Below are 24,469 nucleotides of genomic sequence, written 5' to 3' on the forward strand. Positions count from 1 at the left end.
TGTCTGTGTATTGAACTTTTTCATTCGATCTCCTCCCCCTCTTCCCTGTCCAGTGAACCCGCTGGCGGAAGCTGCCGCAGCAGCGGGTGAATGATCGTCACACTGGTGCCTTCTCCTTCTCTACTGCCCAGCATAATGCCATATTCTTCACCAAAGGAAAGCCGCAGACGGGCCTGTACGTTCAACATGCCATAGCTCTTGCCAGCCTTCCCGGACGACGACGCGGTTTCCATACTTTCCAAAGGCGCTGCTAGCAGCTGCTCCATCTCCGCAAGCCGTTCACCGGACATGCCCGCTCCATCGTCCTGAACCAATAGCACCAGTTTTCCGTTTTCTGTTTTGGCCTCCACCCGGATTTTGCCTGGCCCTCGTCTGCCTTTGATTCCATGATAGATGGCATTTTCCACGAGGGGTTGGAGCAGCAGCTTGAGCACAAACAACTCACGCATATCCTCCGGTACGATCAATTCGTACTGTAGACGATCACGGTATCGGGTCTGTTGAATTTGCAAGTAACTGGTTATATGCTCAAGCTCGGCATGCAAAGGGATGAAGTCATTGCCTTTGCTAAGGCCGATGCGAAACAGTCTGGAGAGAGCGCCAACCATCTCGGATACATCGTCCGCGCCTTCTTTGCGAGCCATCCAATGGATCGTATCCAATGTATTGTATAAAAAATGAGGTTTGATATGCTCCTGCAGGCTGCGCATTTCGGCCTCCCTTTTCTGCCGTTCCTTCAGTTCATTCAGGGATATAAGCTGCCGGATCTGAACCAGCATTCGGTTAAAGCTTCTGCCCAGCATACCGATCTCATCGGCGCGGTCGCTCCAGCGGCCCGCCATGAGATTGCCCGTCTCCGCTCTGCGCATGTAAGACATAAGCCGGAAAATGGGCTGCGCAATGGAACGCGAGAACCACAAGGAGGCGCTCAGACCGAATAAACACACCACAAACACAAAGCTGACCACATAAAACTGAATCTGACGCACCTCCGTGGTCGATTCCCGTGCAGGAAATACGCCTACCGTTCTCCACCCCGTAAACGCGGAGGACTGATAGAGGAATAACAGCTCCCTCCCGTCCGCTTCAGCATTAAACGTCCCGCTGTCACCGGATGGAAACCATTCTGCGGGAATCTGTTCCACCAACGGATGCTCCGGCATATAGACGCTCCGTCCTTCTGCATCCGTCACCATCACATAACCGGATTTCCCCAAAGTGACATTCCTTGCAGCCTGAGAGACGGTTCTCAGCTTGAGGTCAATCATAATGACGCCCAGTACACGTCCCGAGGCTTCATCCGTTATGGAACGGGCAACGGATACGATCTCATTATCCTTATACTGTACGTGTGTTGTAATATTGCGATCCAGCGGCTGACCCAGCACTGTAAAAATGCCCGGATTCGCCGCAGCCCTCCTGTACCAGTCCTCCCGGGTCAGGCTTTGCCTCCCACGGGGGTACATCTCATTACTGATATAGTCACCGCGTCCATTAGCAAGAACGATTCCGGCAATCTCAGGATACAACGTCGTGAAGCCCTGCAAGGTTTGCTTAATTCCATACAGCTGATCCTGATCCGACACATTTCGTTCCTTCTTGGAAGCAATTGTGTCGGTGCCGGTGCCGGTACCTGGATCGTTATCCGATGTTGTTTTTCCTTGCATAAAAGCGATAATATCCGGATCAAAGGCAATCAGATACGTCATGTTTTGCAGGTTCTCCATCTTGCTGTCGAGTGCTTCATTCACTTTGCCAATGAGCTGCATTGTATGACCCTCCACCTGTCGCTCAACAATCCGTTCCACCGTCCAGTTCACTAACAATCCCAGACCTACGGAAGGTACGATGGCAAATAACAAAAAGAGCAGCATCAGCTGATAACGCAGCTGCATATTGCGTAAGCGCAAACGGTACAGGCTCCTCTTCATCCAGAGGCGAATGGGTGCCCGTATCAAGGAACTATTCTGTTGATTCTGTTTATTTGGCATAATAATCATCCACATTCACGCTTGTCACCACGGAAATTCCGGTGTCCACCGTCACTGGCAGCGGTGCATTCTCACCGGAGGAGGATGGCGCAGGTACGGTTAGCTGATGATGCAGATGGAACAAATATTGAAGCGACCAGTATCCCATGTTCCAGGTTCCCTGCGCAATTGTAGCCGAAATCGTGCCGCTCTTAATCATATCCAGTGTAGCCTTGTTGGTATCAAAGGATATAATTTTGAGCGAACGGCCTTCGCTTGAATTTTGGACAGCTTCACCTGCACCTGCCCCTCCGGTCGCCTCGGTCACAAAAATCCCTGCCAGCTTCGGATGAGCCTTCATCATTCTAAGCGTCTCGTCTCTCGATACGATCGTATCTCCGTGTCCATCCGCGACTTCAACCACCTTCATTGAGGGATACCGCTGCTCAATCGTATCGCGGAACCCCTTGGTCCGTTCCTCATGATTCTGCTGCCCCGGCAGGGTCAGCACGGCGACTTCACCTTCACGGGCCATCAGCTCGGCCATTTTATCAGCAGCCGTCACACCCGCCCTGTAATTGTCCGTCCCGAGAAAAGAATACGCCCGGCTTCCCGGTGCATCGGCATCAAACAGCACCACCGGTATATCCGCGTCCAGTGCTTTATTAATGGCCGGGATCAGCGATTGCGGGTCGATGGCAGATATGGCGATTCCCGCGGGCTTGCGTGCAATAGCCTGCTCAATCACCGTTGTCTGCTCCTTCGCATCATACCGGGTCGCTCCACGGTATTCTACGGTTACGCCAAGCGCATCCCCGGCATCCTCGAAACCTTTCAAGGGACTCTTCCAATATTCCAGGCCGGACTGGAATGTAATCATGATGTACGTTTCGCCGATATCCCCGCGCAGCCCCCGGTCTTCCCAGGAGCCATTCACCTGACTGGAATATTCGAACCGAAGTACATACAATACAAACGCCGAGATTAGCAAAATATAAACCAGCAGCATTTTTTTCATTCCATTCACTTCCTCAAGTGGTGTCGCAGTCAACATTCTGCTTAAATTGTAAACGCAATCATGTAAAAAGGAAACAGCCCTCCCTATTCGGAATTCATCTTTCTTTTCCTGCTCATGTGCACTCTGCTGCAATAATGTACTATAAGCCAATGCCTCCCCGCAGTATGATCATGTAACTACAACTTGGGGAGGCCCTATGAATCTTACATCTTTTTTCATCTATTGTATTGTCGTTACGTTTACACCTGGCCCCAGCAATATTGTGATTCTCACTTCCGTCGGGCAGGTGGGTCCCCGGAAAACGATGGAGTATGTGTGGGGAGCCACCGTTGCATTTGGCGGGTTACTTGCTGCTTCTGCTCTTCTCAATCACCTTCTCGCTGAGATATTGCCTGGCATTCTCCAAGTGATGCAGATCGTGGGTAGTGTTTATATGATATATCTGGCTTATCAAGTCTATAAAATGGGTTCCACCGAGACGGCATCGAAGCAAGTTACGGGGTTTCTGAACGGTTTAATCATGCAGTTTGTGAATCCAAAAGTAGTTCTGTTCACGTTCACAGTTATTCCCAGCTATGTGCTGCCGTACTACGACAGCACCATGTCCACGTTTTTGTTCGTAATCATCATTACCATCATCGGCTTCTTCGCCTATTCCAGTTGGGTCGTATTTGGCTCCGTCTTCAGAACGTTACTCAATCGTCATCAAAAAGCAGTGAGTATCCTTATGGCTCTTTTTTTGATATACTCAGCCATTATGGTCTCGGGAATCATCTAACGCGCGGGAGGTGTGTACAGCATGGAATTGTTTAACTATAAGAAATCACAGGACGTCTTGGCTCTATCCGCCAGCTTTACGGATTTCACCTATAAAAAACATTGTCACGAGGAATATGCGGTTGGAGTAACGCTTCGCGGTATTCAGCAATACCATCTGGACGGACACTATCAGGCCTCCCACAAAAACGGCGTGATGTTATTCAACCGGGAACAGTCCCATGATGGAAGCTCCTATGACAAGGCTGGCATAGACTATGTCATGCTTTATCTGAAGCCCGATTTGGTCGAAGAGGTTCTAGGGAAAAAGGAATTGCGTTTTAATAGCCCGATTGTCTATGACCCTGTGCTTGCACGAAGCATCCTGATGCTGAATGATGCCGTTCAAAACGGACAGGATGAAGCCAAGTGCAGTGAACTGCTCTTTGACCTGTTGCAACTGCTGTCCCAGTCGGAAATGGACACCAAGCTATGGCGGCCTCAGGACAATCTGGTGCGAAAAGCGAAAGAAATGATGTTTTGCAGTATAGAAGATGTGCTGAAGCTGGACGACCTGTGTTCAGAATTCAACATGTCCAAGTTTCAATTTATCCGCGAGTTCAAGTCCCATGCCGGCATTTCGCCTTACCAGTTTTTTCTGAATTGCAAAGTGGAGCGTGCCAGACAGTCCATTGAAACGCACAAGGATGTTTACTCCGCTGTAGCCGAATGTGGTTTTGTTGATCTGACTCATCTGAACAGACACTTTAAACGAGTATTCGGGATCACGGCTTATGAATATATGCTGCAGTTAAACTAATTGAATCGGTACGATTATCCGACCAAATGTATAAAATCCCCGCATGGAACGCGAGCTTATCTCAAACGTTCCACACGGGGATTTATTTTTTCGTTCGTTCCCGTTATACCATTTCCCCTTGAATCAGATCTTAACATCAGGCGCGCTTCTTCCTTCTCCAGATCCAGCCACTTACCAATATAAGCAATAGAATAACCCCACCATATATTATGAAATAAAATGACCAACTTCTTCCATGATCCGCTTCTCCAAAATCATCCTGACTCACTGCTTTTCCTGCTCCCAGCAGCTTCAACGCGTCTCCAGCTTGATCAACGGAAACATTGCCACTGCAAAGATTCGTATGCAGTTTATTGTCCATTTTATTCTGATAAGCAAAGATCAGATAGGACTGGTCTTTCTCCAATTGAATCCCACAAGATTCCGAACCGGCATCATTTCCCATGACGGTCATTCGTTTAGAAGAAACACCCTTCCATGCAGTGTCCACGTCAAAGGTATATGCTCTCAACCTGTCAGGGCTGAATATTTGTGTTCCGCCCTTCTTTACCACTTTACCTGTAAAAACCGCCGTGGACGTCTTCAGTTTCTCTTGGGCATTCGCTTCTACACAGCTGCAGGCATAAGCTCGGCCATCCGGTACCAACGCCAATCCGGCTGTAATAAACAGCAGAACGAACGCTACGATCATTATACGCTTCATTACTTTTCCCCTTCTGTTTTTGAATTGAACGCCACTCGCTATCATTATGGAATAGTATAACACACCAAAAAATCCCCTTTATGGGGATTTTTTCGATCTATCGCTTGGTTGGTGATCCACCAGCCTTTTCATTATTTCAGAAATGACTGAGAAATCTGTTTTGCCGTTTCTGTCATAACCGAGTCACCGGACATCACGGTTAAAATACTCGCTCGCGTATTTACATCCATTTTCTTCAAAATATCTATCGTTTTGACGGTATCGGTCTGGAATAATTTTTGAATCAGCTTGGCAGCACGTGGGGAAGGCATTTTTGAGAAGGTATGTACTAGTTCCTGGACTGATTGACTGGCGATGTCGCTGTTTTGCTTATTGATTTTACGCTGAATGAGCGCAAGCTCATGATCCGTAACCACCGAACGAGGTTTCATTTGCACCGAAAGGATGCCAACTCGATCCGGGTCCATTTTACTCCATATTTTAGCTCGCTGTTCTGTGGACATCTCGGTCATGGCATACACAATCTCCAGATCGGTCAATGGTGCAAGTGCCGCTGCAGCCTTGCTTGGAGGCATATCGGCATAAGTTCTGGCGATGTCCTTAGCTGCCGCAATATGATCTGTTGAAGGTACAGTTGGCAGCGTCGAGGTTATGGAAGCTGTAGCCTGTGACTGAACGGATTGCTGTGCTTTCGACGAAGCTCCGGGTAGCGTTTTCTGAGCTTGACTGACTGGTTTGGCAGATACAGCAGGCAATGTGGCATGGACTCCAGCTGCATTCTCTACGGTATGCAGCACAGTGTCCTTGACCGAAGGAATCAGGAAAAATGCCGCTGCTCCTGCAGCGCCAATGCAGATCAGGGCAATAAGCCACCCCATCCCGGATGATTTTTTCTTTCTTGAAGTTTTGGATGCACTCTTAGCTTGTTCAGGCTTGATATTGGACTGGCTCATTATGACCACTTCTCTCTCGTACTGGGGTTAAGTCCAGTCTAGACATTTTTCATTAAAATTTGATAAGAAAACTACATTACTTTTTTTAATGTTTTCCAATTTGAATGTTGTACACTGGACTTGGTAAGCTTAACCTGTAAGCTCGATCTGATGCTTCCAAATTTAAGGAAGGACCGATTCTGATGAGAAATATATTGCTGATTGAAGATGAGAAAAATCTGGCTCGTTTTATAGAACTGGAATTGCAACATGAAGCCTACACGGTCAGTGTAGCCTACGATGGAAGAAGCGGACTTGAACTGGCACTGGAACAGGAGTGGGATCTGATCCTGCTCGATCTGATGCTGCCCGGCCTTAACGGCGTAGAGGTGTGCAGAAGAATACGCAATATCAAACAAACACCCATTATTATGATTACGGCTCGGGATGGTGTCATGGATCGGGTCATGGGACTCGACAGCGGAGCCGATGATTATATTCCTAAGCCCTTTGCCATTGAAGAGCTTCTGGCACGGATGAGGTCCTTGTTTCGCCGTTCCAACAGCGGCAGCGAGCATTCCGTACTGATTCATCATGGATTGCATCTGGACCTGGAGGCGCGCATGTTCAAGAAAGACGGAGAGGCTGTTGAATTAACCCGGCGTGAATTCGACCTGCTCGTCATCCTCATGCAAAATATAGGCCGAGTCATGACCCGGGAGATGCTTCTGGATCTGGTGTGGGGATACGATGCTGACGTGGAGACCAATGTGGTAGATGTCTATATCAGTTATTTGCGCAGTAAAATCGATGGTGTGGGCTCCAACAGCTTTGTGCAAACGATACGAGGCTTGGGTTATGGAATTCAGAAATGATGCGCTGGATTCGAACATTCCTTCCCCGCTCCCATTGGTCTATCCGCTGGAAATTGACGATCTGGATTTCACTGCTGCTGATCACGCTGTTTATTGTGTATAACATCGTTCAATACTTTGTAATTAATAAATGGCTCATTGATCAGGAACAGAAAAGTATGGAAAAAAGCATGAATGAGATGGAAATCTACCTGCTAGAAAAAGATGTGTCAGCAGCAGAAATTGCAGATTACCGTTCTTTTATGACAAAGTTCAATCAAGAGAATCAGATGATCCGCATTCTGGATCAGGAAGGAACGGTGCTTCTTAAAGTAACCGATCGTCTTCCTGAACAGTGGGTGGAGCCGCAAGCAGTGCAAAAACGCGTTCTGATTAATGCCTGGCATTACGAAGATCATCTGCTCATTATGAGATCACCACTCATCACCACGAATTTTAGCGGAACGATTGAGATGGTAACCAATCTGGAAAATACCGATAAACTAAGCGATATGCTGCTGCTGGTCATGTTTGGCGGGGGAATTGCTGCTGTCGGTTTAAGCATTCTGGGCGCAAGTGTCCTTTCACGACAGTTCGTGAAGCCTATTACGACCATGAATGCAACGATGATCCAGATTCAGCAGAAGGGACTTCATAAACGCGTGGATGTGCCGGATCAGCATGATGAGTTGACCAACCTCGCTCGAATGTTTAACCGCCTAATGGATGAGCTGGAGCTTTCGTTTCAGCAACAAAAGCAGTTTGTGGAAGATGCCTCGCACGAGTTGCGTACACCAGTGGCCATCATTGAAGGACATATTAACCTGTTGAAACGTTGGGGCAAGCATGACCCGGATATTTTGAATGAATCCCTGGATGTTTCGGCTCAGGAGCTTACCCGGTTAAAAACGATAGTGAATGAACTGTTATTACTTAGTCAGGCCGAGTCTGGACACATTGCAATGGAAGCTGCTGTCGATCTTCGCCAGACGGTACAGCATGCGCTTGCCAATGTTGTGCAGCTGCACCCGGATGCTGCCTTTGACATTCATATGGAATTCATATCCGGTATTGAAGTGAAGATACTTCCTCAGCACATGGAGCAGATTCTAAGGATTTTGGTTGATAATGCCGTTAAATATTCACCGGTTACCAAAGAGATTCGGGTTCAAGGAATACGACGTGACAACGATGTATGTATTCAGGTTACTGATAAAGGCATGGGCATTCCGGCAGAGGATTTGCCGTATGTTTTTGACCGCTTCTACCGTGTTGATAAGGCACGTATTCGCGAACAAGGGGGGACCGGCTTGGGACTCGCCATTGCAGAACGCCTCGTTAAACGATACAACGGGCTAATATTCATCGATAGCCGTGTGGATGAAGGAACGACCGTAACTGTCCTGCTTCCCACATCTGCATTCTGAAAGTCGGACACCAACACCAGACAATAATAAAGAGGGTAGCACTACAGCCCTCTTTATTCACCAGTGTGGCGTCCTTACTTCCGGCAGAATAGCGGATTCACAGCTTCGGGTGAACAACCGCTCACTTGCTGTCTTCAGAATGAAGTGTTCTGGCCTGATGAGGGATGAACAGGGCTGGAAGTTTCATACGGATGAAAATACGCCCGATTCCCCAGGCGCTTGCCATACCAATGAGAGCCCCGGCAGCTACATCGGAGGGATAGTGTACGCCAGACCATACACGGCCAATCATAATGAAGGTGGCGATGAGAACCCAACCCCACCGATACCTGACGCGACCCAGCCAAAATGCAGCGGCACATGCAAAGGCAACCGTCGCATGGTCACTTGGAAAGGATGCATCAGCGCTATGGCTGATTAATTGAATCACCGAATGGGTCACAAAGGGCCGGTCTCTGTGCAGCAAGTGACCTATAACAAAGCTGATAGCAGTCCCCGCACATGCTGCCAATATGGCTTGCAGCACAATCATGCGTTTTTTTTGACTCTTCGATATCCAATACACAAACATTCCCGCAGGATACATAAAAAGGGCATATTTCGCAAAAAATATCATGATGCCATCCAAATACGAGAGGTGCATCGCCTGTTGATTAATCCAATGAAAAAGCTGGTAATCCAATCGTATAAAAGACATAAGTAATCCCCTTTTCCCAATTTAATGAACCTAGATCTAATCATAGCCCATTATTCTGGGAGCAGCTTTAAGGGTAAATTAGAAAACGATAAGAAAAAAGACACCCTGGAGGAACATAACCATTGAAACAAAATTTAAAAAAAAATATTTCCATTCCGCTGCTCACCGCAGCGCTAAGCCTTGCTATATTTGCAATCATCGCTCTGTCCATCAGTGATAATCAGATTCACCGATTTGACGACACCCTAATAACCTGGATTCAGGGCATGGAATCCCCTAGCATGACCCGGTGGATGGAGCTGTTCACCTGGATTGGCAGCGGCTTGCCCGTCGTCGCTATTACCCTTATTTCGATGATCGTTTTGTATGTCTTTTTAGGACACCGACGGGAGCTTCTTTTTTTTGGCTGTGTCATCGCAGGCTCTGCAATACTAAACACCCTGCTGAAGCTCGTGTTTCAGCGTGCGCGCCCCACCATACACCGGATCATTGAAGCGACCGGGTACAGCTTCCCCAGCGGACACTCCATGGCAGCGTTCAGCCTGTACGGCGGACTGGCCTTCCTGATCTGGAAGCATGTACCTACAACAGTCGGACGAATAGCGATAATAGTTGTAAGCGCAGCCTTCATCCTTACCATTGGCATGAGCCGCATCTATCTGGGCGTGCATTATCCCAGTGATGTAGTTGGAGGTTACTTTTTGAGCGGATGCTGGCTGGCAACATGCATATGGTTCTACCAACGCTATCTGGAGCGAATCTCCCTTCTACAGTCTAAACCTCTGACTTGAGCAAGCTGTAAGATTTACCAGAATGTGCATTCACAACTTCACATCATGCGCATAGCACATTGCGATGACCAGCCGTACGAACAAGCCTGCTTAGTCCTGCCGGAGCCATCGCTGAATACATGAAAGAACCTCACGTGCGCCATCCTGCGCCAGTGAGGTTCTTTTACGTCATTAGGAATCTATTTTACAGTGGAAACTTAGAGATCTTCACCATTGGATTCAATGACTTTTTTGTACCAGTGGAAGCTCTTCTTCGGTGTTCTGCTCAGATCACCATTGCCATCATTGTCCTTGTTCACATGAATGAAGCCATAACGTTTCTTCATCTCGCCCGTGGATGCGCTGACCAAGTCGATACATCCCCACATCGTGTAAGCGATAAGATCTACACCGTCGGCGACGGCTTCTTTCATTTGTTCAATGTGACCTCTCAAATAATCAATCCGATAGTCATCCTGAATGGAGCCATCTTCCTCCACAACATCCACTGCACCCAATCCGTTCTCCACAACCATCAATGGAATCTGGTAACGATCATACAGGTGGTTCAGGGTGTAACGCAATCCTTTCGGATCGATCTGCCAGCCCCAGTCGGAAGCTTCCAGATACGGATTTTTGATGCCGCCCAGCAGATTTCCCTCTGCTCTATCCAACGACTCATCCGCACTCTCGACCAAGGACATGTAATAGCTGAAGGAATAGAAGTCTACGCAGCCTTCACGCAAAGTCTGTGCATCTTCCGGCTGCATCTCGATCTGGATGCCTTCTTCGGCGAAGAAACGTTTGGCGAATCCAGGGTATGCTCCACGTACCTGTACGTCTCCACAGATCATGTTGGACAGCTGGTCCTTCTTCTGCGCGAGCAGAATATCGTCCGGGTTGCATGTATTCGGATATGTTGTCATGAATGCGACCATACAGCCGATTTGGAAATCAGGATTGATTTCATGTCCCAGCTTCACCGCTTTTGCGCTTGCAACAAATTGGTGATGCAGCGCCTGGAAGCGGGTCTGTGGATCATCAACGCCATCGATCAGTGTCTCTTTACCTTCAAACAGGATACCTGCAGCCATATAAGCCCCCATTGGCATCGTCAAACAGTTAATCTCATTGAAGGTCAGCCAGTATTTCACCTGATCTTTGTATCGGGTAAAGAGGGTTGTACAATATCGGATATAACAATCAATCACTTCGCGGGAAGCCCAGCCGTTATATTTCTGGGTCAGACCAAATGGCGTCTCGTAGTGAGAAATGGTCACGAGCGGTTCAATGTTGTACTTTTTCAACTCGGCAAAGACGTTGTCATAGAACTGCAATCCCTCTTCGTTTGGCTCCAGATCATACCCGTTCGGGTAGATTCGGGACCAGTTGATGGACATGCGGAACATTTTGAAGCCCATTTCGGCCATCAGGGCAATATCCTCTTTGTAATGACCATAAAAATCAACCGCTTCATGGCTCGGATAATACGTGCCCTCTTCCAGTACAGGCGTAATCCGCCGCGGTGTCGTGTGCGTTCCACCTGTCATCATATCGGAAGTACTTGGGCCTTTCCCTCCCTTGTCCCATCCACCTTCAAACTGATTGGCAGCCGTTGCGCCACCCCAGAAAAATCCTTCTTTCATCGCCATCATTAATTCCTCCTTCATGCTCTTCGTAACACTGTACATCCAGTGTACCACCCATACCCTGACACCTATTGTCATGGTATAATACAGGCATGGAAAATAACCGATTATTCAGAATGCTATTGCTGTTATTGGAGAAAAAGAAAGCTACCGCCCCCGAGCTTGCGCGTTTGTTCGAGATATCCGTACGCACCGTGTATCGTGATATCGACAGACTGAGTGCGGCAGGTATTCCTGTGTACACGACAACCGGAAAGCATGGCGGAATCCATCTCATGGACAACTTTGTCATGGACAAATCCCTGTTGTCCGAAGATGATCAGAATGAAATTTTGCTTGGATTATATAGCGTCAGCGCCATCCCTCACCTTAACACTGCCCATATGCTCAAACGTTTAACCGCTCTGTTTGATCATAAGCTGGATTGGATCGAGTTCGACTTTTCACCATGGGGCAGCATTCCACAGCAGGAGAGGGAACTGTTCAACCAGGTCAAACAAGCGATCTTCACCAATCAATGGATTACGTTTCACTATGTCAATTCGGATGGAGAGAAGAGTGTGCCGACGGTTGAGCCGCTCAAACTTTTGTTTAAGAACAGTACCTGGTATTTCAAAGGATACATTCACGACGAGCCCGACCGAAACGAATTTCAGACGTTCAAAATGAAACGAATTACCCAGTTGAAATTTCTACCCAAGGTTTCCAGGAACAACATAAACATCGGATCACCGGAAAATGAGCCTCACGTCACAATCAACCAAATCGCTCTGGAACTGTCGTTCTCCAACTCTATTGCGTATAGGGTGTATGATTTTTTTGAACCTTCCCGCATCGAAAAAGAGCCCGATGGCAGGCTGCGCGTTGCCCTAGAACTGAATGAGGGAGAATGGCTGTACTCCTTCCTGATGTCGTTTGGATCTGACCTGACCGTAATCAAACCTCCACACATCGGACAGGAACTGCTCAGACGACATATCAAAGCGGTAGAGCATTTGCAACAGGACGTTAACAATAGGTTGAAGAATGAATGATATAATTGAGCTCTGATCATCTGTTGATTCTTTTGCTTGGCTATCGATCCATTTCCTGAAGGAGGTTTGTCCATGCAAGACATTAGACGTAACAATGTGGAACGATTCAAGGGTTTCGGTACGTTATATGACCAGAACCGGCCTGCTGCGCCCACCGAGGTCGTAGATATTCTGACGAATTATTTGGGCAGCAAACCTCGCATGGTTGCGGATGTTGGCTGTGGTACCGGCTTATCATCATGGATCTGGCTAAATGAGGCAGAACGTGTTATTGGCTTCGAGCCAAGCGATGATATGAGAGCTGTCGCAGAGTCCAAATGGGAAGCGGCAGGCAAACCGGACCATCTTCGCTTTGTCTCCGGCCTGTCGCACGAACTGGGACTGCCTGATGGCAGTGTGGATGTTGTGACCTGCTCACAGTCGTTCCACTGGATGGAGCCCCAGTCCACACTGCTCGAATTTGCGCGTGTACTGCGTCCAGGCGGCATATTTGCTGCCTACGACTGTGACTGGCCACCCGTGGTCGATTGGCAGCTGGAACAAGCCTATCTGCAGTTGAATACGGAGGCAGATCATCGAGCTGCCAGTCTGGCTCCCCAGGAAAATCAGGCACATAAATGGAATAAAGACGGTCATTTGCAGCAGATTCAGCAGTCCGGCTTGTTCCGTTATTCGCGTGAAATTGTGTTTCACCACTGGGAAACATTCGATGCGGACCGATACGTCAATCTGGCACTGAGCCAAGGCGGCCTGCAAACGGCAGTGAAACTCGGTGCCACTGATCTGCTTGAGGTAGCTGACGAATTCAGACAGCTGGCTGCTCGCATTTTTGCCGGAGAATCGAGACAAGTTCTATTCTCATATCGGATGCGCCTGGGCATCGTCTGATTTTAAGCTAAGCTCATCCAGATTCCCCCTAAAATAAAATACACAAAAGAAACCTGCCCATCACTTGAATCGTGATGGTACAGGTTTTTTGTTCAAACAGCATCAGGATGAGAACAAATTGCTTAGTTGTTCTTCCTGTACACTCAGTGCCAGCATCAACTTTGACGGGTCCTGCTTCGAATAGATCACGTTAATAATATGACCTTGCTGAACCTGAGGTAGGACAGATGGATAAATTTCCTTCGGTATCGTCACCTTAAACGTCTCTCCATTTGACTTCGTTACACTAAGCGTTAGCTGAAGTTTTATTTTGCCATTACCTCCGCTTCCAAGTGGAGTAACATCCAAAATTTTGGCCATCGCTTTCTCGCCCGTTCGTGCAATATCCATCATCTCAGGTGCCACGCCATGCTGCACCATCTTCTCATCCAGCAATTGCTGTATATCTTCCTGCGATAGCCTCCCCTTCAGATCAAGCCCTACCTTGTGTTCATCCTTCACAGAGACCACTAAGGGAATTAAGCTGCCCGGCTGAAACTGAGACATTGAAGTCAACGGTATGATCGTTCTCAACTCGGTATCGTATTTCTCACGTCCTTTACGCGAGACGGTCAGGCCCAGTCGAACTTCCGGCTGCTCATTAATATACGTACCCGTCTGCTGGATGCTTTTAATGACACCAACCGCTGGTAATCCTGACTTCACTCTCCCAACACCGAAGATATTAGCCAAAATGGAGGGAATAAAGATCAGCCCAAATCCGGCAAAAATCGCTGGTGTATACCACCATGCCTGCATCATGATAAAAGGATCATTCCACAGCTGCTGTGCCAGAAATGGGGAGAATCCCACCCCAAACACAGTCAACACACCGACCAATCTCAGGAAACCTACCATCTTCCCCACCCTCTCTATATCTCTATTGTTCGTTGTTAGTTGTATTCAATACATAATAACCTGCCCTTTTGCAGTTCGAACACCTTCTAGACGGACAACAGCCCCATGTAGATCAACTCTGTCGGATTGGCTGGATTTTGCCCCAGACCCACCCGATCTCCCACGCGCGGAATCTGCATCTTGGACACCAGTGTTTCCAATGTTCGCTGATACTGACTGCCATTCGTCTCTGTTACATCCAGCACAAGCACAACAATCGGATCAAAATTGATCAGCTTGCCCGTATCGGTGATCGTGATTACCGTGGCTGTTGCGGTTAAGGGAAGGGAACCACTTGCCGCCAGTTGTGCCTGCTTCGCTGAATCCAGACTCTGGTTGATGGCTTCCCGATGCTCCTTCGATACAAAACCTTTCATCATCATGCCCGTAAGTCCTTTATTCATCATTTTATCTGCCTTTGCAATCACATCTTCCTGCTTGTTCTTTTTACCAAACCATCCCATAATGAACACCTCGTTTTTTTTGTTTTTGGTTATAGTTAAAGTATAAACAGGACGGCTTGTCCTTGAATACCCTTCTGGCCGCATACAAAAGAAACGAAACTTCCGGCAATTGAACCGCTTGATTTTCGTTTCTATAACACGTTTTTTGGCTGATTTCGCAAAAAAAGAGCCGTAAAACGACTCTTAAATGAAAGGTTGTGATGCATATTTTGTGCCTATCGCACTGATATTGAACAAAATCTTGCAAAAAAACGGCGGTTCCACGCCGATTTTTGATCTATTTTTTGCGTAACAGGTAGACCAGCTTCCGATAATACATGGCGGCTTCCTTATATTTTCGCTGATCCTCGGACACCACGGCCATTCCCTCATATAGAGGTTCAAGACGCATGACATGCTGCACGGACTCAAAATAAGGCAGACACGCGAGCGCACGCTCCATGAACACTTCACGATCTCCATGTGCAAGGGCCAGATGGCTTTGGTAGAAGGTTGCACTCATCTGCTGATCCTGAGTCGTTGCACTATTCAGCAGTTGATCCACACTCTGCGCGAGTACCCCCCAGTTCTTTCGAGCCAGTGCCACTTCACAGCGATACACACTCACTAAAGGCTTCATGGCCTGCTGGGTTTCTTCGGGTTCCTGCTGCAACAGGGATTCGAATCGCTCGATCTCCGACTGCGCCTGATCCAGTTCACCCGTCATGGTTAACATAACAATCCGATTATTCGCAATGGCGGTGACCAGATCGCCCTGATTACCGGCATACACCAGATTCGCCTCTGCCATGGTCAATGCCGAGAGCGCCTCCTGTACCAGTCCCATCGCAAAGCAATATCCGCTATACGCCACATATAAACCGGACAACCGATGAAACAGCCGCTGATCATAGACATGCCGCATCGTAAGCTCGAACACCTGCTTGGCCTCTTCGTACTGTTTGACCTGAATGTAGCCTTCCATCTTGATATTTTGCACAGACAGCCAGAATTCACTGCCAGGAAGGGCCAATTCACTTAGCCTGGTTGCGTGCGTTAACACATCCACATAAGCAAGCTTGGAACGATAGTACTGCACTTTGTAAAATAATAATGCCTTCGCTAACGGACGTGGCAGATCTACATCGTCAGGACGACCGTATTTCTCCAGATAAAAATTCAGATAGGACATATGTATATATTCATGAGCCGATGCATCATTTAATTGTTGGTAATAGACCGCCTTCATCAAGGCCGTGGTCAGCTCAACTGTCAGCGCATCATCCCGATCTTCAAGTGCATGGACCGTTTCTTCGGAGATGGCGGAAGCTGGAACTGACATTTGTTCAAAAACAGCCTCTGCCCGCGCCAGGGTTTCTTTGTCCTGTGCAGCAGCATTTAACAGATAGGAAGTCGTAACGCCAAGACGTGACGCAATAGCCTCTGCCAGATCTTCAGGGAGTGGATACCGATCGGCCAGAATATTGGCAAAGTGAGCCTGCGTAACCAGACCTTCCACGAGGTCTTTGCGAGAAATTTGCTTTCTTTTGCTCAGAAATTCAATCCGTTCCTTCAGCATGACTAGTCTTCCTTTCGTTTGGATCCTGGAATCTACTATATAATATCATCCAGGGTACGAAGCCGGATACCGTCTTTTAGCCAAATCCATCGAAACGGTTTCCGTTTCGGAGGCAATTGTTTTACAATAAGGTGGTATGTACAAGAGCATTATCCAACAATGAAGAACAAGAGTTGAATATGAAAGGATGCAAATGAATGATTATTAAACCAAGAACACGTGGTTTTATTTGTACAACTTCCCATCCTGTAGGCTGTGCTGCACAAGTGCAGGAGCAAATTGATTATGTAAAATCCCAACCGCAATTGAACGGACCGCGGAACGTACTCGTTATCGGAGCTTCCACTGGATATGGACTTGCATCGCGCGTCGTATCCGCATTCGGTGCCGGAGCCAACACCATCGGCATTTACCGCCCAAGCAGCGCCACTGATAAACGTACGGCTTCAGCTGGCTGGTACAACTCCGCTGCATTTGAAAAAGCTGCGGAAGAAGCAGGACTGAAATCATACAGCATCACAGGCGATGCCTTTGCCAACGAAACAAGAGAAAAGACCGTTGAACTGATTCGCAGTGAACTCGGTCAGGTTGATCTGGTGGTCTACAGCGTAGCGTCGGCACGCCGTACCGATCCGAATACTGGTGAAGTATTCAACTCCGTGCTCAAACCGATTGGACAATCGTACACCAACAAAACCGTCAATTTCCATACGGGTGAAGTGACTTCCGTTACGATTGATCCGGCATCCGATGAAGAAATCCGTCAGACGGTAGCCGTGATGGGCGGAGATGATTGGGAACTGTGGATGGATGCCTTGCAACAGGGTGGCGTACTCGCAGACAACGCAACAACCATTGCCTTTTCTTACATCGGTCCTGAACTTACGCATGCGATCTATCGTGATGGTTCCATCGGTCAGGCCAAAAACCATCTGGAAGCGACAGCCCATAAGTTGAATGATCGTCTGAGTGCAAAGGGCGGACGTGCTTACCTGACCGTAGCCAAAGCGCTGGTCACCCAATCAAGCTCCGCAATTCCAGTGGTGCCGTTGTATATCTCCGCATTGTACAAAGTCATGAAGGAAAAAGGCTTGCATGAAGGCTGCATCGAGCAATTGCAACGTTTGTTCGCTGATCGCCTGTATGCGGGAGGAGAAGTTCCGACCGATGAAGCAGGGCGTATTCGTATTGATGATTGGGAGATGAGAGCAGACGTTCAGGAAGAAGTGGCGAAGCTCTGGAACGAGCTGACCACTGAAAACATCTACGATCTGTCCGATTTGGCAGGATACCGTCAGGAGTTCTTCCAACTGTTTGGTTTCGAAACCGACGGCGTGGATTATGAAGCAGATGTTGATCCAAATGTTGAAGTCCCACATCTGCGTTAATTGAAAACTAAATTTGCTGTGAGACTGGAGTAACAAGCTTATTACAGGTCCAGATTCAGCCTTAGGGGAGCGAGCTTTCGCTCCCTTTATTGACGTCTACCGATTCTATAAAATCGACTTAAGCTGTTTTTTCAACCCCTTTGGTACGGTCTTCTCTACCGTGATGGATCGCGCTCCATGCATCGTTGCAAAGAAACGAAGTCCCTCCCGAAAATCCGCAATCCATTCCTCCACAGGCGGAGCAGTCTCTTCCATCGATAACAACCGAACCGTTAGCACGCCCGTTTTACGATCGAGTCGCGGGTCCATGCGTCCAATCAGCCGATCGCCGTGGAGAATGGGCATGGCGTAATAGCCGTAAGTTCGTTTCACCTCTGGTGTGTATATCTCCCACTTATAATGGAAATCAAATAAATCCACAATCCGTTCCCGTCTCCACAGCAGGTTGTCCAGCGGGGGCAGGAATCGTACCGGACCTGATGGATCATAATGCGGCTCTTCCCTTTCCAACTCACGCAACAAACCCTCATCTTCTGCACGGATGTAATAAGGCGTCGCTACGTCCTCAACCTCCAGCGGGATCATGCGACCATCTGCGACTCGTGCTGCCATCTCATTCCGACGTTCAGCAGCGGTGGATTTCATCCAGCCCAATCGTGGATCTCGCACGTCCACGACCCGATAAGCATATATGTACTTGTCCATGAGAGCATGCCTTTGAGTCAAAAGATCGATCTCCGCTGTCATGGATTGGCCCTGCTCCAGCAGTCCGGATTCCGTAATATGAAAATAACGCTCATTGCCCTGCCTTGCCACGACACGAATGGCAGCCGAATCCAGCAGCAAGTTCAACGCTAACGAGGTGTCCTTCGTTTTAGGCACATCTGCACTGTCCCAATATCCACTCACCCGTTCCACCGCACGAAAAGCTCTTGACGGGAGTGGTCCCTCTTCTTCCAAACGCTTCAGCACATGCTGCACCGTATTCTCCAGCCCTTGCAGGGAAGGAGCCAGACGCTCCCGTAATCGGGCACGTACAGGTTCGAACAGAGCATAATCCTCCATCGGAATGACACAGGCGGCATTGGCAAAATATTCGAACACTCTATGATCACTTAGCAAGGTATGTAAATATTCGGAAGTATAGCCCGGATCACGAGCGCCCAGCACCAAATGCTGATTTCCGGTTACAGCAGCGACAGGATCAATCTGTACGCAGCCAAGGGTGCGAATCAGCTGCATCACCTGTTCAGGACCCGAAGGCAAGGTAGCTGCAGGCCAACGTCCCAATAAAGATTGTGTTTGCAGCAAAAAACGCCGAACGATTTTCTTATTCATGCGAAGCGCTGTTGTCATATGTACAATTCTTCCCTTCATCGAAGATAGGAGGATGTATAGCTATAATGATCCAATTCAAAAGAGATACTTGATTTTAACAGTCTAAGGGATGTCATTCCAATCGAAGGAAGAGCTTTTTTTATAAAAATGTTGATGCCTCACACAGCTCTCCGCACACCATAAACAAAATAAAAAGAAGCACCACCATCCTGGGTCCGCTTCTTGTGTTTGACCTTTTGCAATTTTTCCTGTTTGGTAGGCATGAGCCGAACGTGCTGGGATAACGCTCCATAATCTCCGTTTACTCTCCGACTTTGCTCCGGACACCATTGTCCTGACCGCTCTGCTTTGCGCAATGCTTTTTGCGTTTGTGTACGTGCCATGATAATTGAACACACTCCCTTGATTGGTATGCACTCAATATATCATGTGCAGGCAGACAAGTGAAGGTGATTAACGTGGAACTCTTTTCCGCCGTGATTGCCAAGTTTCCACAGGCTCCTGATCATCCTCCTCAATCAATTCCAGTGCCTCTTCCATTCTTCTGGATTTAAACAGCGTGATCAGGTCCAATAGATCTTCCCGGTCCAGCAGCTTCACCCCGTTGACCGCGGCCAGCGTCCGGCATGCTTCCGTATATCTGGCTGAGGTGAGCACGATGGATCGATCTGCTTCATAATAACGCATGGACGTGTAAATCTCCTGTACTGCGCTGAGCCCAACCGGATGATTCGCTCCGTAACGCTTGGCCTGAATGACATTACGTCTGCCTGCTCTATCCACAAATACAAGGTCCGCACCAAAATCTCGGCTGCTTGTCGTCTTATGTACTTCGGCATAACCGAGTTGTTGGAATAAATGATACAGGTACAGTTCAAATTCCGACCCATCCTGCATTTTATCGATATCCTTAATCGTAATCTTACGCGGATTGGCCTCACTTCGTATGCGCTGTCCTCGCCGAATTACACGGCGAATGATCCAGGCAATGAGCAGTAGAAGGACAATAATGCCTATACCCACAGTGGTCATATTTTCATTCCAATTCATGTCTGTTCTCCTTGTCGTTCCTCTAATCTGGCAGAGTTGTACCTTATTAGCCCTCGTCACCCGACTAAATATAGCAGACTTCTCTCGTAACAGAAAGAAGATGAATTCCCTGTAACCCTCGAACTTCTCCAAACAACAATAATATTATACCTCTATTATAAAAGGTTACAGACACTCAGGTTGAATTTCATAGGTATGAAATGGTAGAATTCAACAATCGGTTCTATTTTGAATCGAAGAAAGGTGGTTTATAACTTGCATACATCCAACAAACGAAAGTCCAAAACATGGGCTGCGCTTCTTCTCAGTGGCACGCTCCTCTTCAGCCTGCATACACCAAGCTACGCGGCCGCAGAACAAAATGCACCATTGCCTAAGCCTTCATGGACCTCATCTTCTCTGTCACTCACACAAGTGAATACGGAGAAAGACGTTATCGTCAACGAAGTGAACGCTGTACCTGCGAAAAATCTGGTGTATGTGCATTCTTCCCAGCCCGTGACCAAAACAAGCAGCAATACGAAGCTGGATTGGCAGCTGGATTCGCTTCAGGCGCTGGATGCCACAACCGGACAATTGAAATGGAACGTTATTTTCCATGAGAAAAGTGGGCCTTATACAACCTACTCCAATTCACTATATACCAGCAACGGCACAGCTTATGTATATATGGAATATTCGGATGGAACCAAAAAGGTATACTCGTTCAACACTTCCGGCAAAACCAACTGGGTCAAAAACGTGAGTAATTCATCTTCCATGTACCTTCTGGACGACGATACGGTATTAATCGCTTCAAGCCCTGGTGTTCAATCGAACGGTTCCGTCCGTTCAGCCATCTCGCTGTATGACAAAAAGGGAAAACTGATTACAGAAAAAACAATCAATGGTTCTGTGCTCAAAGCAGGCAGTGATCGAATTGTAGTCGATGCCAGCAAACAAACAAAAGTCGGCAGCTTCTGGCAGCCGGCCGCTAATCCCAAAGTCGAGATTTACGATCGTACGCTGAATCGTCTTTCCTTCTATCAGTTCCCGAGCAATGCCAACACTCTGGGAGACGGTGGCGGTGAATCGCTGGCCATTCTGAAAGATGGCTCCGTGATTATGCGTGCCAATTTTGCGAACACGGGCAACAAGCTTATGGGCTTTGGCACCGACGGCAAACTCGCCTGGGGCCGTGCTATTGCCGGTGATGCCTATGTTCAGACCGCAGGCAACAGTTACACTCTGTTTACAGGCCAAAAGCTGGAGCTGTACACCATGAAAGGCCAAGTGACTGAACGTACATTTAAGGAAGAGCAGCCTATTCTCATGCAGGTTGATCGTACACAGGACGGACAGTACAAACTTGATTTCGCCAAAAAAGGTTATATTCTTGATCCGCAAACATTGGATACGGTACATGAATATGAGTTCGCATCCTCTCCTGGATTGCTCGATGGATATTCAACGTACAATAATCATATTATTTATCAGATCAATGACGATGCCTTATCCAAGTATGTATTGAAGACAGCCTCAGCAAAATAATAAATCGAGCGCTCTGGTTGACCGACTGACGGTTAACAGGGCGCTCTGTTATTTCACACAACGATGAGAATACCCTCCCTTTTATCCTCTCTGCGCAAACTGGTATAATAGTACCGTTCACTTTTTCACCCTACTCTTGATTGGCAAGGAGCGTAGCCCTCCCATGATTATTCAATTCATTCGATACAGATAACTTAGGGCATAACATAAACCTCTTTTTTCAAAAGGTTCGATAGAGGTTTATTTGTTATGCCCTTTTCTTCAGTTATCCAGATCTGAATGAATGGGGTGCTATTCCATGTCAATCCAACGCAGAGAATGTAGTGCTGCGCTTATTTATCCATACATCCATATGCTTAAATGTCCCATCTGTCATCACACAATGACAACGATTAGTCGGGACAATATTCAATGTAGTTCCAGACATACCTTTGATTTGGCACGACAAGGCTATATCAATTTCATGACACGTTTTTTCAAAGGCAGCTATGACAAACGTTTATTTACGGCCAAAAGGAATATTTTATCTCAAACTGCAATCTATACACCTCTGATCGATATCATTCGCTATTGTATTGAAGATTACTCCAGTGGCAGCAGTCAGCCCTTGCATATTCTAGATGCAGGTGCAGGAGAAGGATCTCTTTTGCAGCAGATTACACAGAATACTCCAGCTGTGGGCTGGGGGATCGACATCGCCAAAGAGGGTATTGCCATGGCTTCTTCTACCTACGACCAGCAAATCTGGTTTGTTGGTGATCTTGCTTATAGTCCCTTTGCAGAGGGGCAGCTAGACGTGATCCTGAATATCCTTTCCCCTTCGAATTATGAAGAGTTCGGGCGAGTGATGAAAAAGGATGGCTGGATCATCAAAGTGATTCCCCGTGACCGATATCTAATGGAAATGAGAGAGCTTTTGTTTCCGGACCAATCTCATCAACTAGACGGCAGAGAGTATGTATTGGACCGATTTACCAAGCATCATCATCTCATAGAGAGCATTCCGGTGACATACACTCTGCCCGTTACGGAAGTCAGGAAAAATTCACTCATTCATATGACACCACTCTCCTGGCATGGGACAGAATCAGCTATAGCCAGAGTTCAAGAATCCTTATCCCAGATTACGATTGATTTAGAAATACTGGTGGGAAAACGGAGATAAGTTATGTAGCCATTGAGATAACATCCTCTTGATCATTGAACAATCAAAAAAAGCCGGTGAAGTTCCTGTTGGAACTCTCCCGGCTTTTTCAATAAGTTCTGATACAAATTGGTCTAATATAAATGGAATTAATTATTCCAGTTTTCTTCAATAAATTCATCCCGTCCGGATATCGCACGGTCTTCTTTATAATGTTTCTCATTTTTCTTGTGGTAATCCTGATGGTAATCTTCTGCTGGATAGAACACAACTGCATCCCGAATCTCCGTCACAATCGGTTGATTGAATCGCCCGCTTGCTGCAAGCTCCTGCTTGGACTGTTCTGCGAGCTCACGCTGACGCTCATTATGGACAAAGATCGCTGTCCGGTACTGACTTCCACGATCCTGAAATTGCCCTCCGTCATCGGTTGGGTCCGTCTGGGGCCAATACAGCTCCAGCAGACGTTCATACGGAAATACCTCTGGATCAAATGTAATTTCAACGACCTCAACATGACCGGTTTCCCCGGTTTTGACCTGCTCATATGTTGGATTATCGACGTGACCGCCGGTATAGCCAGATACAATACCATGAATACCTGGTTGCTCTTCAAATGGTGTAACCATACACCAGAAGCATCCGCCGGCAAATGTAGCCTTTTCCATGCGCACTCATCCCTTTCTGTTGTACCTATATCTTAAAACAAAAAGAGGTTGATGGAAAGCCACCGCAGTGGACTTCCATCAACCTCTTCAGAAGCATCTGTTATATCAACAGTTATTCAAACTGCTTGTTGCCAACTCGCTGTAATTCAAGAGATCTTGAATTCGTTACCCGCGGCTGCGACCCATAGAACGGAAGATCAAGCTCACGATCGCTACAAGTACAATGGCACCTATTAATGCCGGTACGATATAGAATCCGCCCATTTCTGGACCCATGTCTCCCAGGATTACTCCACCTAACCATCCGCCGATAAAACCGGCAATGATGTTACCGATAACGCCGCCGGGAATGTCACGACCAACAATCAGACCTGCCAACCATCCAATGATACCACCGATAATTAATGACCATAACCAACCCATATCATTCACCTCTAATTAAAGTTTTTGTTGTTGTCTGTCTACTATTAACCGCTACAGAAGCATTTAAACAACTGGCATGAAAATTGTTGTATATTACCTTTTGTTCATATGCTCTTTTCTCTGGTTAACATCATCTAACACGGCTTTTTGAACATATCGACTTACTGTCCGGCATTTTACACAGTTCAGGACTGTGTTATGTACCTCCCGAAAGTCATTGTATGTTGGTTCAGACAGCCTTAGTATAACCAATTGAGGTAAGAATATTTTTGGTCTATTTTAAAAAGTTAGCGTACAGATTAGCAGCCGTTCCGGTTACGAATCGTTCTTCCGATCGCTGTTATCCCCGGATTTTTTGCATTCCCTTTATAGAAGGGAAGATCCGTTGATAAAGGCAAGATCATGCTTACGAAGTAGCTTTCTTGCAGAAATCTTTTAGCTTCGCTTCTTCA

At 47.3% G+C, this 24,469-nt stretch carries 24 protein-coding genes; 10 read left to right on the forward strand and 14 right to left on the reverse strand.

The window, feature by feature from the left end; genetic code table 11:
- Nucleotides 1-20: 20 nt before the first annotated feature.
- Nucleotides 21-1,931, reverse strand: a complete 1,911-nt coding sequence (locus MKY42_RS25340) for a sensor histidine kinase (protein WP_339845663.1) — start codon at nt 1,929-1,931, stop codon at nt 21-23.
- 49 nt (nt 1,932-1,980) lie between these two features.
- Complete coding sequence (locus MKY42_RS25345) at nt 1,981-2,988, reverse strand: substrate-binding domain-containing protein (RefSeq protein WP_110002013.1); 1,008 nt, start codon at nt 2,986-2,988, stop codon at nt 1,981-1,983.
- 196 nt (nt 2,989-3,184) lie between these two features.
- Between MKY42_RS25345 and MKY42_RS25350 the strand changes: the two genes are divergently transcribed.
- Nucleotides 3,185-3,766 carry a LysE family transporter gene (locus MKY42_RS25350; RefSeq protein ID WP_339845668.1) on the forward strand — a complete coding sequence of 194 codons (582 nt, stop codon included), beginning with the start codon at nt 3,185-3,187 and terminating at the stop codon, nt 3,764-3,766.
- Nucleotides 3,767-3,787: 21 nt separating this feature from the next.
- Nucleotides 3,788-4,564 (forward strand): AraC family transcriptional regulator, encoded by a 777-nt coding sequence (locus MKY42_RS25355; protein ID WP_090903890.1) that lies wholly within the window; start codon nt 3,788-3,790, stop codon nt 4,562-4,564.
- A gap of 136 nt (nt 4,565-4,700) precedes the next feature.
- Here MKY42_RS25355 and MKY42_RS25360 read toward each other — a convergent pair whose 3' ends face one another.
- The gene (locus MKY42_RS25360; RefSeq protein ID WP_179263331.1) at nt 4,701-5,267 is read right to left on the reverse strand and encodes a hypothetical protein; all 567 of its coding nucleotides are present in this window, start codon (nt 5,265-5,267) and stop codon (nt 4,701-4,703) included.
- 131 nt (nt 5,268-5,398) lie between these two features.
- Entirely contained in the window at nt 5,399-6,220 is an 822-nt protein-coding gene (locus MKY42_RS25365) for a hypothetical protein (protein WP_339845674.1), read from the reverse strand.
- Nucleotides 6,221-6,402: 182 nt separating this feature from the next.
- On the opposite strand from MKY42_RS25365, the gene MKY42_RS25370 reads away from it, so the two are divergent.
- Nucleotides 6,403-7,074, forward strand: a complete 672-nt coding sequence (locus MKY42_RS25370) for a response regulator transcription factor (RefSeq protein WP_110001930.1) — start codon at nt 6,403-6,405, stop codon at nt 7,072-7,074.
- Nucleotides 7,071-8,480, forward strand: coding sequence for a HAMP domain-containing histidine kinase (locus tag MKY42_RS25375; protein WP_256222357.1), 1,410 nt, complete (start codon nt 7,071-7,073; stop codon nt 8,478-8,480). Before MKY42_RS25370 ends, MKY42_RS25375 begins: the two co-directional genes overlap by 4 nt.
- 121 nt (nt 8,481-8,601) lie before the next feature.
- Here MKY42_RS25375 and MKY42_RS25380 read toward each other — a convergent pair whose 3' ends face one another.
- Nucleotides 8,602-9,177 (reverse strand): undecaprenyl-diphosphatase, encoded by a 576-nt coding sequence (locus MKY42_RS25380; protein WP_090903895.1) that lies wholly within the window; start codon nt 9,175-9,177, stop codon nt 8,602-8,604.
- Nucleotides 9,178-9,299: 122 nt separating this feature from the next.
- On the opposite strand from MKY42_RS25380, the gene MKY42_RS25385 reads away from it, so the two are divergent.
- The gene (locus MKY42_RS25385) at nt 9,300-9,968 is read left to right on the forward strand and encodes a phosphatase PAP2 family protein (protein WP_090903896.1); all 669 of its coding nucleotides are present in this window, start codon (nt 9,300-9,302) and stop codon (nt 9,966-9,968) included.
- Between the two features lie 197 nt (nt 9,969-10,165).
- On the opposite strand, the gene MKY42_RS25390 is transcribed toward MKY42_RS25385, so the two are convergent.
- Nucleotides 10,166-11,599: a glycoside hydrolase family 1 protein gene (locus MKY42_RS25390; RefSeq protein ID WP_090903897.1), complete on the reverse strand. Its 1,434-nt coding sequence runs from the start codon at nt 11,597-11,599 to the stop codon at nt 10,166-10,168.
- A 113-nt stretch (nt 11,600-11,712) separates the two neighbouring features.
- Here MKY42_RS25390 and MKY42_RS25395 point away from each other — a divergent pair, with 113 nt between their 5' ends.
- A complete protein-coding gene (locus MKY42_RS25395) occupies nt 11,713-12,630 on the forward strand; it encodes a YafY family protein (protein ID WP_339845678.1) in 918 nt (305 codons plus the stop codon).
- Nucleotides 12,631-12,702: 72 nt separating this feature from the next.
- Nucleotides 12,703-13,518: a class I SAM-dependent methyltransferase gene (locus MKY42_RS25400; RefSeq protein ID WP_179263325.1), complete on the forward strand. Its 816-nt coding sequence runs from the start codon at nt 12,703-12,705 to the stop codon at nt 13,516-13,518.
- 102 nt (nt 13,519-13,620) lie between these two features.
- On the opposite strand, the gene MKY42_RS25405 is transcribed toward MKY42_RS25400, so the two are convergent.
- The 3 genes from MKY42_RS25405 to MKY42_RS25415 form a co-directional block, all read right to left on the reverse strand.
- Nucleotides 13,621-14,415, reverse strand: a complete 795-nt coding sequence (locus MKY42_RS25405; protein ID WP_179263323.1) for a hypothetical protein — start codon at nt 14,413-14,415, stop codon at nt 13,621-13,623.
- An 86-nt stretch (nt 14,416-14,501) separates the two neighbouring features.
- Complete coding sequence (locus tag MKY42_RS25410) at nt 14,502-14,918, reverse strand: hypothetical protein (protein WP_339845683.1); 417 nt, start codon at nt 14,916-14,918, stop codon at nt 14,502-14,504.
- Between the two features lie 277 nt (nt 14,919-15,195).
- Complete coding sequence (locus tag MKY42_RS25415; protein WP_339845686.1) at nt 15,196-16,476, reverse strand: XRE family transcriptional regulator; 1,281 nt, start codon at nt 16,474-16,476, stop codon at nt 15,196-15,198.
- Between the two features lie 197 nt (nt 16,477-16,673).
- On the opposite strand from MKY42_RS25415, the gene fabV reads away from it, so the two are divergent.
- Nucleotides 16,674-17,864: an enoyl-ACP reductase FabV gene (fabV, locus tag MKY42_RS25420; protein ID WP_090903902.1), complete on the forward strand. Its 1,191-nt coding sequence runs from the start codon at nt 16,674-16,676 to the stop codon at nt 17,862-17,864.
- A gap of 105 nt (nt 17,865-17,969) precedes the next feature.
- Here the strand turns inward: fabV and MKY42_RS25425 are convergent, their stop codons facing one another.
- The 3 genes from MKY42_RS25425 to MKY42_RS25435 all read right to left on the reverse strand — a co-directional run bounded on the left by MKY42_RS25425 (nt 17,970) and on the right by MKY42_RS25435 (nt 20,252).
- Nucleotides 17,970-19,241, reverse strand: a complete 1,272-nt coding sequence (locus MKY42_RS25425) for a crosslink repair DNA glycosylase YcaQ family protein (protein ID WP_339845692.1) — start codon at nt 19,239-19,241, stop codon at nt 17,970-17,972.
- Nucleotides 19,242-19,360: 119 nt separating this feature from the next.
- Nucleotides 19,361-19,585: a hypothetical protein gene (locus MKY42_RS25430; protein ID WP_090903904.1), complete on the reverse strand. Its 225-nt coding sequence runs from the start codon at nt 19,583-19,585 to the stop codon at nt 19,361-19,363.
- Nucleotides 19,586-19,655: 70 nt separating this feature from the next.
- Nucleotides 19,656-20,252 carry a restriction endonuclease gene (locus MKY42_RS25435; protein WP_090903905.1) on the reverse strand — a complete coding sequence of 199 codons (597 nt, stop codon included), beginning with the start codon at nt 20,250-20,252 and terminating at the stop codon, nt 19,656-19,658.
- Nucleotides 20,253-20,507: 255 nt separating this feature from the next.
- Here MKY42_RS25435 and MKY42_RS25440 point away from each other — a divergent pair, with 255 nt between their 5' ends.
- On the forward strand, nt 20,508-21,782 hold the full coding sequence (locus MKY42_RS25440; RefSeq protein ID WP_339845697.1) for a hypothetical protein: 1,275 nt from the start codon (nt 20,508-20,510) through the stop codon (nt 21,780-21,782).
- Between the two features lie 352 nt (nt 21,783-22,134).
- Nucleotides 22,135-22,947, forward strand: a complete 813-nt coding sequence (locus MKY42_RS25445) for a putative RNA methyltransferase (RefSeq protein ID WP_339853082.1) — start codon at nt 22,135-22,137, stop codon at nt 22,945-22,947.
- A 128-nt stretch (nt 22,948-23,075) separates the two neighbouring features.
- On the opposite strand, the gene msrA is transcribed toward MKY42_RS25445, so the two are convergent.
- Nucleotides 23,076-23,594 carry a peptide-methionine (S)-S-oxide reductase MsrA gene (gene msrA, locus MKY42_RS25450; protein WP_090903908.1) on the reverse strand — a complete coding sequence of 173 codons (519 nt, stop codon included), beginning with the start codon at nt 23,592-23,594 and terminating at the stop codon, nt 23,076-23,078.
- A gap of 165 nt (nt 23,595-23,759) precedes the next feature.
- A complete protein-coding gene (locus tag MKY42_RS25455) occupies nt 23,760-24,017 on the reverse strand; it encodes a GlsB/YeaQ/YmgE family stress response membrane protein (protein WP_017686880.1) in 258 nt (85 codons plus the stop codon).
- Nucleotides 24,018-24,469 lie beyond the last annotated feature (452 nt).

Source organism: Paenibacillus sp. FSL W7-1088, from assembly GCF_037969855.1.
Classification (GTDB): Bacteria; Bacillota; Bacilli; order Paenibacillales; family Paenibacillaceae; genus Paenibacillus.